A 14,064-nucleotide genomic window follows, 5' to 3' on the forward strand; every position below is an offset into this window, starting at 1 on the left:
ATGAAGATGGAAAATGCGCAACTGGAAAATTTCAAATTGTCTACTCGTTTTTTAGACGTTACTTACGTAAATAATAAAACTGGTGCAGAAGTGATTGCCCTACAGAATATTAACTTAAATATTAAAGATGGTGAATTTATATGTATTGTTGGGCCAAGCGGCTGTGGAAAAACCACTTTTTTAAATACTGTAGTTGGATTACTAAAGCCAAGTAAGGGAGAAATTCTATTAGATCAGCAAAAAATTGATGGACCCGGCAAAGACAGGGCAATGGTTTTCCAAAACCCGAGTCTATTACCATGGAGAACAGTTTTGGAAAATGTTCTCTATGGAGTTGAACTATTAAAGCAAGTAACCGCAGAGAAAAAGAAAGAGGCCAAAGAATTTATTGAAATGGTCGGTTTAAAAGGTTATGAAAATCATTATCCCCACGAATTGTCAGGGGGGATGCAGCAAAGGGTAAACTTGGCTCGAGCATTAACGGTAAACCCGTCATTGATATTATTGGATGAACCATTTTCGGCATTGGACGCACAAACTAGGGAATTTATGCAAGGTGAGTTACTTAGAATATGGGATGAGACAAAAAAGACAAGTCTTTTTATTACACACCAAATTGATGAAGCGGTATTTTTAGCTGATAGAGTTTTTGTTTTTGGGGCAAGACCAGGACGTGTAGTGGAGGTTGTGGATGTTGATATACCTAGACCGAGAGATCTCCATGTGAAACGGAGCCCAGAATTTTTAGAGTTTGTAGATCATATATGGTCCATTATTGAACAGGAATCATCAAAACAAGGTTTCGATAATAAAGAAAAATAATAAGGTGAAAGGAGAATAATATGACAAAGGGTACTATCCAACTTACACAATCAAAGCACAAGATAAAAAAGGCGAAGAAAATAAAAAAAGAAAAGAAGTCATTTTTTATCAGTGTTGCTTCTGTTTTAATATTCCTGTTGCTTTGGGAAGTTGCCTCTCAAAATGAATGGATAAATCCATTGTTTATTAGCTCACCAATTGAAATTGCACAAGCGGCAGTTTTAATGGTCCAAGAAATTTCTTTTTGGGAAAATATGAAAGTAAGTGGTTACGAATTTGTTGCAGGCTTTGTTTTAGCAATACTTATTGGAATTCCAATTGGTGTGTTATCGGGCTGGAATTCTAATTTTAATGCAGTAGTTAACCCTTTCATTTCAGGATTATATGTAACTCCTAAAGTCGCTCTTTTACCAGTGATCATAATTGCATTCGGAATAGGACCAGCATCAAAAATTGTTATAGTATTTTTGATGGCCTTCTTTCCAATAGTGATGAGCGCTCAAAAAGCTATGTTAACATTAGATCAAAACTTAATAAAAGCAGCAAGAACATTTAGTGCAAGTGAATTTCAAGTTTTTAAAACAATCGCTTTGCCTTCGACGGTACCATTCCTTTTAAACGGTATTCGCTTAGGTATTGGTCAAGGATTAATTGCTGTAGTTGTAGGTGAATTATTCGCTTCGACAGCTGGTATCGGATATCAATTGACAAGCAATGGTCAAAATCTACAAACAGATCGTATGTTTGTAGGAGTGTTGGTCATTACCATTACGGGAATCATTCTTACTTCCTTATTAGGCATTATTGAAAGACGCTTTTCATCTTGGAAACCAGAAAATAGTTAATTAAATTAATTATGCAGACTGTAGTCAAGCTCAATGAAAATCGAGTTTGGCTACAGTTTTTTTTATTAAAAAACGTTCCAGTTGATTTCAGAAATCCGCTCCCTTTCCACCGACTGTCTGCCAAGCCTCCTTGCCGCAAGCGGCTGCGGTGTCTCGGCTAGACAGTAATTCGGAAGGAGTGTCGCAAATTTCTTCAATCCAATAAGGATTACAGTGAAAAAACATTTAGGATAATCCAGTCTTGTTTGAAAATTTAGGTAGAACCCAGTTTTTAGGGTTTGTACAATTTCAACGTTGCCTCCAGGTTTCCCCTTTCCGCAGGCGGTCCCCCTCGGCGCCTTTGCGCTTGTGGGGTCTCCTCTGGACTCGCTTTTCCCGCAAGAGTCTCGCACATCCGCTCCAATAAACTTTGTTTTAACTTTTAGATAGAACTTTTTGGTTTAGCATGCTTTTCAAACCTAACCCATCTTTAAAGAAGATTTCCAATCCAATCCCATATGGAATAGAATTTCTTCAGCGATGATTACATCTCAGAATGTACTCTAATTCGTTATGTTACTGTGATACTTCACAGCGAGATAGAAATTTTATTGAAGTTCTCACGTATCCATGATACCTTCAGATTATAGTGAATGGTTGGGAGGAATAGGTTTTGAACACTAAGGCATTTTTATTGGCATCAATTACAGTTATAATTTGGGGATCTACATTCGCTGCTATTCGTGCAAGCTTACATGGCGGATATTCAGCTGGCCATTTGGTACTTGTTCGTTATCTTATAGCATCAGGGATTTTTGTCCTTTATGCTCTATGGCCTGGGGTGAAATTTCGACTCCCGAAAAAAGAGGATCTGTTGAGGATATCGATCCTTGCATTTATCGGTATAAGTATTTACCATATCGGGGTGACATTCGGGGAACAAACAGTTTCGGCTGGAACGGCTGGAATGCTGATTGGTTCAGCACCTGTCTTCATCGCGATCATTGCTGCTTTCGTTTTAAAAGAACACCTCGGCCTATTCGGATGGATTGGTTTAGGAATAGGATTCACAGGGATCACCTTAATAACATTAGGTAATGCAGGCCCTTCCCTGAATATTTCTGAAGGAGCCTTTTTAGTGCTGATGTCTGCTATCGCTTCTGCGGTGTTTTTTGTTTTCCAAAAACCTCTGTTTAGCCGTTATAATCCGATTGAATTGACAGCTTATTTCACATGGATCGGTACAATACCCTTTTTAATATTTATACCTGGGCTATTTCAAGAAATTCAAAATGCTACAATGGAAGGTCATTTATCAGCGATTTTTGTTGGCATTTTCCCTGCGGCCATCGGTTATGTTACATGGGCAGTCGCACTATCATTAGGAAAAGCCAGTTCCGTTTCTAGTTTGTTATACCTTGAACCTGTGATTGCCATTTTCGTCGCTTGGGTTTGGCTGCGGGAAGTACCTAGTACTCTTTCGGTCATTGGCGGCGGAATTGCGATATTAGGGGTTCTTGTCGTTAATGGGTTCGGAAAGTATAAATCAGTAATGAAAAAAGCAGCATGATGGTTGATTAGTCCAACTAGAAAAAATCGCAGCTTTTTTGATTCACCCTGAAGAATGAACGTTTATCCTCTTGAACGACTCAACACATAGGAGGGCACCCAATAAAGGAATTCACCCAGGTTGCTGAGATCGATCAGTTACACCTGGGGAATTGGATTTTTCCTCCTCTTTTAATTACCTAAAATTAAATCTATTTTTAAAGTCCCAATCCAATTTAAATGAATTATTTTCACCTGTTAAAAATTTGTAATCGATATAGGATTTTTCTTTTTTAGTCATTTCGTCGACAAATGGCGAATAGGTACGGAATACCAATACATTTTTCTTTTCATCAAACTCTACAAGTCTTAGCCAGCCATTACCCCCTCGATAATTCGTTTGGTAATTGACCAGCATTTGTATGACATCATTTCCTGCTGAGTTTTGTTTTACCCGATGTGCTATCCCAAAATAATGTCCATTAACCGTCATGAACACTTGATTATGGTCCTTTACGAGTTCATCCCAAATCAGCCGGCCATTAGTCGACTCGACGGCAATGGTTTTATCATCCTTAACTTTCGGAAATATAATATCATGCGAGACGAGGATTGTCGGTTTATCTTTATGCTGTTCTAGAACCTTTTTTGACCATTCCAGGTCATTATGCAGATTTTTCATATCCACTATTAAAATTAAGTATTCATAACTCCCAGCCTTCGCGATTGAATATGAACTATACCCAGAATGAGAAGACCCCTTATAGTATTTCTTATTCAAAAAACGCTGCGGCCCATAATGTGTTAAGAAAGGATCTCCGTCCGCATAGTCATGATTCCCAGCCGCCATCATATATGGAACTTCCTTTTTATCCAAATGGGAAATGGCTTCGAGGGAATTCTGCCATTGTTTTTCTGAATCACTATCAACAATGTCCCCAACAAATGTATTCATGATAATATTGTTCTTCTTGGTGTTATTGGAAATCCAGTTCATTTGGCTATTGAAAATCTCTGGATTTTGGCTTGAATATTTCTGGGTATCTGGTACAAAAAGAAAATTATAATTCTTTTTATTCGTTAGAAAGGGTAAAGCTTTGTTTGATCCTTCGAATGGTTCATCGTCACGAGCATCCTGCACAAGCCATTCTTTTTCAGTTAAAGCCTTATTAGCAATTCGTATCTCCTGGATATTCCCTTTGAATAGGGCATTAAACTTATTTCCCCACTCAGATGCTCCGATGTTCCAGCCTTTACCTTTAACTGCTGCAATACCTATCACCTTTTCTGATTTTCCGTAATCACTAACGCCATTCAAAGTTAAAGTCGTCGTGTTACCATCATTAACAACCGCCAAATGGTACCATTCATCAGCATTTAATGATCGAGACCAATTGCTTACATTATAATTTAAATTAGATGGATGACTGGTCCAGTGGATTTTTTGATCACTGGATACAGTTAAAGCAGAAAGGATTTTCTTCTCACCTTCCATTTTATTAAGATCGGCAGCCTGTCCTTGTCTAGAAAAAAGCCCCATGACACTCTTGGAATCACTTGGCAACTTAAAAATCGCTTCAATGGTAAAACCCTTATCGAATTTCTCCGAATTGATAGGTGAATCCTTTTTGGTTTTGAAATACCTACCTGAAGGGGCGTTTTCGTAATTAGCGAATTCCAAGCTATCCACTTTTTCTTGATCATGATAATCCTCTTCAGACCATTGAATCATATTTTTTAAATCAGTCGAGGCAGGATCACCTATTGTCACTAACTCTAAGTCATTTCCATGTTTGCTTGTATCTTCTATAATTAAATTACCTTTATCGATTGAACCGCTTTTAACATGTTGTTTTGTGAATTTCCAATTTGCCACGATATTGCTACGGTTATTTTCAGCAACGGAATCAGCCGATTTGGCAATACCAGGAACAATCATACATAAGAGTGAGAGACCTATTAATGCTTTTTTCATTCTCATAAAACATTCACCCCATTACATTTTGATTAAGCGATATACATTTATCCTTTTACTACCTGGATTAATTTGTAGCGAACTAAGCCTAGGTAGATTCCGTATAGCTGCAATATGGTATAGTTTGCTTATCTTTTTGATAACTTATTAAGGATGAGTAAAAAAGTCTTACTCCTAAAAAAGACATTAGGAGATAAGGCCTAAAGCGAACGATTTAACTTATTGAGATCAAGGTATACACCACAAAAGAGATCAATATGACGAACAACGGAGATGTAGGAAAAAAAGCAGTGTGTTAGTATTAGGACAGTGATTCATTAAGAAAATGAGGTGAAAAAAATGGTGAGAAGGAGATAGGTAGCCTCCTGTAATAGATGTGGTATGAATCTTAGGAGGCAATCTTGATAATAGGAGATGTATGAATATGAAACAAAACAAATATGATGATGCAAATTTCTTTTCTGCGTATGAGCAGATGCCACGATCAGTCAAAGGACTTGAAGCTGCCGGAGAATGGCATGTATTAAAAGAGCTAATGCCAAATCTGCATAATAAGAGAGTACTTGATTTGGGATGCGGTTTCGGCTGGCATTGCCGATTTGCCCGAGAGCAACAGGACAGTTCCGTCGTTGGTGTAGATATTTCTGACAATATGCTTCGAAGAGCACGTGAAAAAACGGATGACCCTTTCATTTCATATATTAAAATGCCAATTGAAGACATCGATTTTTCCGGCTCTGAATTTGATGTGGTTATCAGTTCATTGGCTTTTCATTACATTGAGTCATATGAGGCAATCTGCAAAAAGGTGCATGATTTTTTAAAGCCCGGAGGCACCTTTGTTTTCTCGGTTGAACATCCAATCTTTACTTCTCGAAACGAACAAGCTTGGTATGTAGATGATCACGGAAATCATCTGCATTGGCCAGTTGACAACTATCAATCCGAAGGTGTGAGAGAAACAACCTTCTTAACTGAAAACGTAGTAAAGTATCACCGTACGATTTCAACATATATGAATGACTTGATTTGTGCTGGTTTCAGTATTAAAGCAGTAAAGGAACCGATGCCTTCAGATGAAATGTTAAAAAGTGTTCCTGAAATGTTAGATGAAAATCGAAGGCCCATGTTTTTAATCATTTCAGCAGTAAAGGAAACAATAAATTCTTTTAATGAAGGAATCAAATAAACGGGAAAAAGGCGTTTCTACGAAAGTAGGGACGCCTTTTTAGTTATTAACATTAATTTTTAAGCAATAAAGCGTTGATTATCGGCTTTAATTAGGTAATGATTAAAACAGTAAAATATGGAAAAGAGAACTTTGGAGGAGGGAAATAGGATGGAGAAGGTATTTCCGCTTATTGAAACACGACGATTGATTTTAAGAGAAGTAACAATAGAAGACGCGGGTGATATGTTTAAATATCTATCTGATATGGATGTAGTGAAGCCAATGGGGTTAGATCCATGCCAAACAGTAAATGACGTTTGGGATGAAATTAAGTGGTACGAATCTATATTCCAAGAAGGTTCGGGAATTAGATGGGGAATTACATTAAAAGATTCCGGTAGGGTTATAGGAAGTTGTGGTTTTCTTAATATGGTCACCAAACATCATCGAGCTGAAATTGGATATGAATTAACTAAAGATCAATGGGGAAAAGGCATTGCGAGTGAAGCGTTGGAAGCCGTTGTTCTGTATGGTTATCGTCACTTTCACCTAGAAAGGATTCAAGCTTTAATTGAACCTGATAATCACCCATCCCAAAAACTAGTGGCAAAACAGGGGTTTAGAAGAGAAGGATTGCTAAGGCATTATGAATATACTTGTGGCAAATTCGATGATTTATATATGTACTCACTCATAAAAGAAGATCTAAATGACATTTCCTTTAATTCATTATCATGATTTTAAAAGAAAACGTTGATATCCACTTCAGGCACTCGCTTTCCGCGGGCTGTCGGGGAGCCTCCTCGGCGCTCTTTGCGCCTGTGGGGTCTCCCCTAGACGCGCATTCCCGCAGGAGTCTCGTACCTTCCGTTCCAATCAACTTTGTTTTGAAATTTATATAGAAACCTTTTTGTCTATAAATTGGAAGTGGATTTCATTATATCGTTTTCTGCATATATAAACTCGATAATAATTGAATTTGTTCTACAGTTTTATTGATGATTTGTTAAATTTGAACGTTGATATCCACTCCAGGCACTCGCTTTCCGCGGGTGGTCCGCCCTCGGCACTCTTTGCGCCTGTCGTGCCTCCCCTAGACGCGCATTCCCCGCAGGAGTCTCGTACCTTCCGTTCCAATCAACTTTTTTATGAAATTAGATAGAAACCCTTTTGTCTATATAAGGGGGTACTGAACAGTCTCATCCCGAACCAAGATTTTAAAACAAGACTAGGTTATACTCTAGTTTTTTGTTTTAAGACCCCCTCAATAGATTGAAGAAATTTGGGACACTCCTGCCGAATAACTGACTAGCCAAGACCCCACAGACGCCTGCTTTGATGCGGCTTGGCAGACAGTCTGCGGAAAGGGAGCGGATTTTTGAAATCATCGGGAACGTTTATTAAAGAAAAAACTGCAGGCAAACTCGCTTTTCTTCGAGTTTGTCTACAGTCTGAGACCGCTAAAAAAGCGGTCTTTTTCTATAGCTGAAAATGCATAAAAATTATGTATGTACATGAAATCTTAGTTTCCTTATTTGCTTGTATAATCTCTTTCAACCTTACAAATTCGGGTTGAGTATGACGAGTACCAATCTTTCATACCTTTTTCTTGTGCCTTTTTGTGAGCAGCATTTTCTTTCCAAATCTTTATGGCATCCAGGGACCTCCAATAGGATACGGTAATTCCTATCCCGTTTTGATCTCTTACGCTTTCGACTCCTAAATAGCCATCTTGTTGAGCGGCAAGTTCGTTCATGAATTCCGCGGTTGAATTGTAGCTTTCGGCATCCTTATCGCTTCTTTGAGAAGTGAAAATACAAGCGTAATAGGGTGGTTCGGGAGTATTTGCAAGAAACATGAAATGATGCCTCCTTTTAACTTAATATTCAAAATAATACCACATAGGCGAGAATATGGATAGATGCCCGGTAACGCGGGACCTTGATATCCAGCCAAGAAAAACAAGGAGGTAGGAAGCAGTATAATTCACTGACACGGCAATTTTACGAAAGGGATTTTATTCCTGATTCACGAATATATATTATTTTGACGGTTTTACAAGAAAAGGAGATGGTTTTGTGTGCGGGATTCGTTAGCAAACATTTAGAAAGAGATGCATTTTTACCGAAACAACGCGATATACTTTTGGAAAATGCATTAAAAGATTTATCAGCAAATCCTGATGTTTTGGCAATTTACCTAGCTGGTTCATTAGTAAAAAGAAACGATGATAACTACTCTGATATAGATTTGCACACCGTTGTTAATTCAAAACGGAAAGCAGATTTTTTAAAGGGAAAAAGGAATAGGGCAAATAACTGGGTAAATGTTACATTTCACGAAGACTACAATACTTCTTCACCGTATGTCGTCACTCTTTATAATACCTTTGTGAAAGTGGATAGCTGGTATCACGCATCTGAGGAAATTGTTCCCTCCATCTGGTTAAAAGAGGTTGAAGTCATTTATGCTCCTTTTAATGTTATGAGTCATGTTATTAAGGAATCCGCAAAGCTAGTTTATAAACCTTCAGCTGATGACGTTGAGCATTGGAGAGTTTTGTCCATGAAACATACAGAGCCGTTATGAGAAGAGAAATGTTATATGCACTATCCAATCTTGATAGGATACGGTGGCTGATTGTGTCTGGGTGGTATATGGAAATGGAAGAACATGTAGATGTGCCCTTTGGAGTATGGACAAAAATCGAGGGCAATAGAAGTAAATTAGATGGTAAGCAATTATTCCTGTTTGAAAGTTGGGATTGTGACCGCAATTCAAATGAAATTATTAAAACGTTGAGACGTAGGATTCCAGAATTCCTTAGACTAAATAAATACCTATGAACTCAAGTGGGTGTCGAAACAAATGAACACAATTTCAAAAGAATATTGGCTATGGCTATCTGATACCTTTTATAAAGATTATGGGACATCGTTCATATGAGGCTTATTAAATTACGTAAGCTTAAAATGTGTAATCACTTTTGGAGGGATGAATAGGTGGCAGAATTGGTATATCATGTAGCAGTTTCACTGGACAATTTCATTGCCGACCAAGCAATGTTGGATGGGAATATCAATCATTCTTTATTCTTATTTGAAGGAGATCATGTTCCAGATTTTTTATCCGATATCCAGCAATATGAAGCGGTGTTGATGGGAAGTAAAACATATGAATTTGGATTTCAATTCGGAGCTAAACCGGGTGAACCAGGTTATAAGGGTTTGAAACATTATATATTTTCAAGCTCCCTTCAGTTTGAATCGAATGAGCAGGTAGAACTTATCGAAGGAAACGCCGTTGCGTTTATTAAAAACCTCAAGCAGCAATGTGACGGAAAGCTCTGGCTTTGCGGGGGCGGAGAACTGGCTGGAACGTTATTAAAACATAAACTCATTGATCAATTGGTGCTGAAAGTGAATCCAGTCATAATCGGTGAAGGCATCCCTCTTTTCGGCAGCGTTAAGCCAAGTCTAAAATTAGATTTAGTTGAAATGAAACAATATCCAAACGGAGTGATTAAACCCACATATAATATTATTTATACTTAGTAATATGGTAGAGGGCTGCTAATACTTCATTCGTAAATTCAGGGGGGCTTTCCTTCAATAGTTAGGGCTGCGCTGGCGCAGCCTTTTTCTAATGCAACAAATCTTCATACGGAGGGGCTGAATAGCAGCTCAAGGGCTTTTATTATAATAAAACTTCCATCAATATTATTCTTTTCAGATAGTTTGCCTTATGCAACATAGTTATATATCACTTACTTATATAAAGCGATACAAAAAGGTTGCTATAGACCCACCCATTTTTAAGTTGATATTATATTAAGGTACTTAATTGTGGGGGGAAGTTGAATGGAAGAACAAAAATATAATGACCTCAAATTAGGCGAACGTGGTGCAATCATTAGTATAATTGCTTATATTTGTCTATCAATCATGAAGCTGGCTATCGGATACATAAGCGACTCAGCGGCCTTAAAAGCGGATGGTTTGAACAACACGACTGATATTATCGCGTCCATTGCTGTATTGATCGGTTTAAGGCTAGCTCAAAGACCCCCCGATAAAGATCATGGTTATGGTCATTGGAAAAGTGAAACCATTGCTTCGATGGTAGCTTCTTTTATCATGTTTGCTGTTGGTGTACAAGTTTTAATAGATGCAGTTGCTTCCATGCTTAAAGGTGGAAAGGAATCACCTGACATTATTGCAGGGTATGTAGGTGTTTTATCAGCAATAGCCATGTATTTTGTATACCGATATAATAAAAAGCTTGCTATAAAAATTAATAGTAAGGCCGTTATGGCAGCTTCAAAAGATAATATTTCCGATGCTTGGGTAAGTATTGGAACAGCTATAGGGATTTTCGGTTCCCAATTAAATATGCCTTGGCTGGATTCCCTTACTGCCATCATTGTTGGATTATTAATATGCAAAACAGCCTGGGATATATTCATTCAAGCCTCGCATGAACTTTCTGACGGATTTGATGAAAATAAAATTCATCTATATAAGGATGTAATTACAAATGTGGATGGAGTCAAGGGCATAAAAGAAATTAAAGGGAGAAATTACGGGAATAATGAAGTGATTGATGTTGTGATCCTTGTCAATTCTACCTTGGATATTAAAGAAGCACATGATATTGCGACCCATGTAGAGAAAGTGATGAAGAAAGATCATGGAGTGTATGATGTTCATGTCCATGTTGAGCCCAATTAATTCACTCTTTTTTATGAGCGTTAATAAAATAGGGAATAAATTGGCTTTACAAACATATGAATAATATGCAATCATTAATTCATTACATTGGAAGGAAAAGGTACCTCATACAATGAAGCAGTAATCTTATCAAATAAACAGTAAATCTAAATCTATTTCAATGGGTGTTATCGGTTAGATATATTCAATGAAAATACGCTTCACTATGTTTGCTTACCGGATTTATTGGTGAGTAAAGTGAATTCACTTTTTCATTTGAACAAGAATCTTTTTGATACCCATGTGAGATTTTTAATGATTATGTTTAGAGATGGATTCGTCTGTTCGTTTATAGGTACTAATTCATATACAACTACTTTTTCTGTTGTCAAATCAGATGAGGTATACTTGGTTTATGTATATTAATTTAGTAACAGGCGATCTCTCTCTAGAAAAATAGAGGGGGATTTTTTATGTTATTTTTAAAAGCGAATGATTTAAAGAAAAGCTACGGGAACCGTGAAGTTATTTCCGTTGATACACTTCATCTTTACAGTCATGACCGTGTTGGGTTAGTTGGTAGGAATGGAGAAGGAAAAACGACCCTTCTTTCTATACTAGCGGGGTTTAGGAAACCCGATTCCGGTCATATAGAGAGCTATGGAACAGTCAGCTATATCCCGCAAATAGAAGAAACTGAACAAGAAATAAGCGGGGTATTGACGAGCATATGGAAACTGCCCAATGAGAATCAAGAAATCATAAGCGGCGGTGAACGTACTCGAAGAAAAATCGCCGCAGCTCTGTCTTCCAATGCGGATGTATTGATTGCGGATGAACCTACCAGCCATTTAGATGTTTCCGGAATTGAACAATTAGAAAAAGATTTAAAGTCTTTTAATGGCGCTATTTTGCTTACTTCACATGATAAAGCATTCTTAAATCATCTGTGTAATACAATATGGGAAGTTGAGCAAGGCAAGGTAACTGTATATGAAGGGAATTACGAGGCGTATATCAAACAAAAGCAAGCAAAAACAGAAAAGGAAAATCAGCAATATGAAGAGTATACCCGCGAAAAGAACCGGTTGAAAAAGGCTGCACAAAACCTCCAAGCCAAATCTGATTCAATTAGGAAAGCCCCTAAACGAATGGGCAATTCAGAAGCAAGGCTGCATAAACGCAGTGCGGGGAAACAGAAGGCGAAATTGAACCGTTCTGCTGAAGCGATTGAAACTCGAATCGAAAAATTAGCAAAAAAAGAAAAACCGAGGGAAGATCCCCCTATCATCTTTGATATTTCAGAATTTCCATCTTTGCATAGCAAAAGGGTCATTCGATTTAATGGCTGTTCCCTGAAAGTCGGATCAAGGATGCTGAAACAACATATTTTTGGAGATGTCCCCTTAGCATGCAGACTCGCCATCAATGGTCAAAATGGTTCAGGAAAAACGACATTATTGAAAAAGATAATAGAACGGCACCCAGATTTATATGTCGCGAAGCCAGCAAAGATTGGATTTTTTGCCCAACAACAAGAAAATTTGAATGAAAGTAAAACGGTTCTTGAAAATATATTGGATGACAGTCCCTACAATCAACCCTTTATTCGTACGCTATTATCACGATTAGCTTTTAAAGGAAATGACGTTCACAAACAAATATCACTTTTAAGCGGTGGGGAAAGAGTCAGGGCTTCCCTAGCAAAAGTTTTTTTGGGAAACTATAATGTTCTGGTTTTGGATGAACCTACAAATTATCTGGATATTCATACTAAAGAGGCTTTAACCGAAGTGTTAAAAGCATATCCAGGAACCATCGTTTTTGTGACTCATGATCGTTCATTGATCCAAACGCTTGCAACCCATTTACTTTCATTTGAAGATGAACCTCCGAGAGTAAGTGCGATCAATCAGGAATCAACAAAATTGGCTAATCGCAAGGATGGTCATCAAGATAAACAGGCCGAACTTCTTATGATTGAAGTGCAAATCATCGAGACACTTGGGAAACTGTCCAGTGTTATGAAGGAAGAGGAAAAAGAGGAATTGGATAGGGAATACCTCCAACTCTTAAACAAGAAAAAGGAGCTTGAAGGTTAAGTGCAATCCATTAAAGGCCCCTCTCAATCGAGAGGGGCCTTTTTTATGGATAAAGAGCGGTTAAAGTAGGTAGAGAGTTATTTTACACTTAAAATACCAATAAAATGGATTAGTAAAATTAATAAAAAAAAGACAGGGAATGTTAAAATTAACCAAGCGCATGAAGGAGAGAATCATCTTGATGGGGATTCGATAAATTTGATCATTTTAGATTGACAAAAAAACCTGTTTATTTTGGATCTGGTTTGAACTAGAAGAGTTGGTAAACAATAGAAGGAGAAAGTAAGTAAGAAGGGGGACAATCATGAAACCACGTATTACTGTCGTTACATTAGGTGTGGATGATTTGGAAAAATCGCTGGAATTCTATCGGGATGGCCTGGGATTTCAAACAGAAGGAATAGTGGGCAAAGAATTTGAGCATGGAGCCGTTGCCTTTTTCGACCTGCAAGAAGGCCTAAAGCTTGCCATTTGGAGTCGAAAGGATATAGCGCATGAGGCCAAGGTTCCTTTGTCTCCGACAAGTTCTACTGAATTTACCATTGGTCACAATGTAGGTAGTAAAGAAGAAGTGAATATTGTGTTGGAAAAAGCAAAAAAAGCTGGCGCGATCATAACCGATCCGGCACATGACACTTTCTGGGGAGGATACTCTGCACACTTTCAAGACCCTGATGGACACCTTTGGGAAGTCGTTTGGAATCCGCAGTGGGACATTAAAGAATAATGAATGCCTGAGTTGGCAGCGTCATCTCCAGAATAAGGAGAATGCAGAAAGCGAATGAGGTAAAAAATTGAAAAAAGCACTTTACCTAGGGGTTAAGTGCTTTTTTTTTGCAACAAAGCATGACTTTTGGTTGGTCCCTCACACTGTCAAGGTTTCCTAACATTTTTATCAGTTACGGCGGCATCT

General features: G+C 37.8%; 13 protein-coding genes. 11 read left to right on the forward strand and 2 right to left on the reverse strand.

All coding sequences use genetic code 11. The features are described from left to right. The 3 genes from NYE63_RS09835 to NYE63_RS09845 all read left to right on the forward strand — a co-directional run bounded on the left by NYE63_RS09835 (position 1) and on the right by NYE63_RS09845 (position 3,216). Positions 1-822: an ABC transporter ATP-binding protein gene (locus tag NYE63_RS09835; RefSeq protein WP_342604974.1), complete on the forward strand. Its 822-nt coding sequence runs from the start codon at positions 1-3 to the stop codon at positions 820-822. Positions 823-842: 20 nt separating this feature from the next. After that, on the forward strand, positions 843-1,667 hold the full coding sequence (locus NYE63_RS09840; RefSeq protein ID WP_342604975.1) for an ABC transporter permease: 825 nt from the start codon (positions 843-845) through the stop codon (positions 1,665-1,667). 652 nt (positions 1,668-2,319) lie between these two features. After that, positions 2,320-3,216 (forward strand): DMT family transporter, encoded by an 897-nt coding sequence (locus NYE63_RS09845; RefSeq protein WP_342604976.1) that lies wholly within the window; start codon positions 2,320-2,322, stop codon positions 3,214-3,216. Between the two features lie 174 nt (positions 3,217-3,390). On the opposite strand, the gene NYE63_RS09850 is transcribed toward NYE63_RS09845, so the two are convergent. Continuing rightward, complete coding sequence (locus NYE63_RS09850) at positions 3,391-5,175, reverse strand: LamG-like jellyroll fold domain-containing protein (protein WP_342604977.1); 1,785 nt, start codon at positions 5,173-5,175, stop codon at positions 3,391-3,393. 418 nt (positions 5,176-5,593) lie between these two features. On the opposite strand from NYE63_RS09850, the gene NYE63_RS09855 reads away from it, so the two are divergent. Together NYE63_RS09855 and NYE63_RS09860 are read left to right on the forward strand one after the other, a co-directional pair. After that, positions 5,594-6,358, forward strand: a complete 765-nt coding sequence (locus NYE63_RS09855) for a class I SAM-dependent methyltransferase (RefSeq protein ID WP_342604978.1) — start codon at positions 5,594-5,596, stop codon at positions 6,356-6,358. Positions 6,359-6,508: 150 nt separating this feature from the next. After that, entirely contained in the window at positions 6,509-7,078 is a 570-nt protein-coding gene (locus NYE63_RS09860) for a GNAT family protein (protein WP_342604979.1), read from the forward strand. 793 nt (positions 7,079-7,871) lie between these two features. Here the strand turns inward: NYE63_RS09860 and NYE63_RS09865 are convergent. Continuing rightward, positions 7,872-8,198, reverse strand: coding sequence for an antibiotic biosynthesis monooxygenase (locus NYE63_RS09865; RefSeq protein WP_342604980.1), 327 nt, complete (start codon positions 8,196-8,198; stop codon positions 7,872-7,874). A gap of 83 nt (positions 8,199-8,281) precedes the next feature. Between NYE63_RS09865 and NYE63_RS09870 the strand changes: the two genes are divergently transcribed. The 6 genes from NYE63_RS09870 to NYE63_RS09895 all read left to right on the forward strand — a co-directional run bounded on the left by NYE63_RS09870 (position 8,282) and on the right by NYE63_RS09895 (position 13,878). Continuing rightward, entirely contained in the window at positions 8,282-8,929 is a 648-nt protein-coding gene (locus NYE63_RS09870) for a hypothetical protein (protein ID WP_342604981.1), read from the forward strand. A 74-nt stretch (positions 8,930-9,003) separates the two neighbouring features. After that, on the forward strand, positions 9,004-9,186 hold the full coding sequence (locus NYE63_RS09875) for a hypothetical protein (protein ID WP_342604982.1): 183 nt from the start codon (positions 9,004-9,006) through the stop codon (positions 9,184-9,186). Between the two features lie 156 nt (positions 9,187-9,342). Beyond that, positions 9,343-9,894, forward strand: a complete 552-nt coding sequence (locus NYE63_RS09880) for a dihydrofolate reductase family protein (RefSeq protein ID WP_342604983.1) — start codon at positions 9,343-9,345, stop codon at positions 9,892-9,894. A 306-nt stretch (positions 9,895-10,200) separates the two neighbouring features. Further along, complete coding sequence (locus tag NYE63_RS09885) at positions 10,201-11,070, forward strand: cation diffusion facilitator family transporter (protein WP_342604984.1); 870 nt, start codon at positions 10,201-10,203, stop codon at positions 11,068-11,070. Between the two features lie 452 nt (positions 11,071-11,522). Beyond that, positions 11,523-13,151 (forward strand): ABC-F type ribosomal protection protein, encoded by a 1,629-nt coding sequence (abc-f, locus tag NYE63_RS09890; protein WP_342604985.1) that lies wholly within the window; start codon positions 11,523-11,525, stop codon positions 13,149-13,151. 304 nt (positions 13,152-13,455) lie between these two features. Continuing rightward, complete coding sequence (locus tag NYE63_RS09895; RefSeq protein WP_342604986.1) at positions 13,456-13,878, forward strand: VOC family protein; 423 nt, start codon at positions 13,456-13,458, stop codon at positions 13,876-13,878. Positions 13,879-14,064: the final 186 nt, after the last annotated feature.

The sequence above is a fragment of the Peribacillus sp. FSL E2-0159 genome (assembly GCF_038643155.1).
Classification (GTDB): domain Bacteria; phylum Bacillota; class Bacilli; order Bacillales; family DSM-1321; genus Peribacillus; species Peribacillus simplex.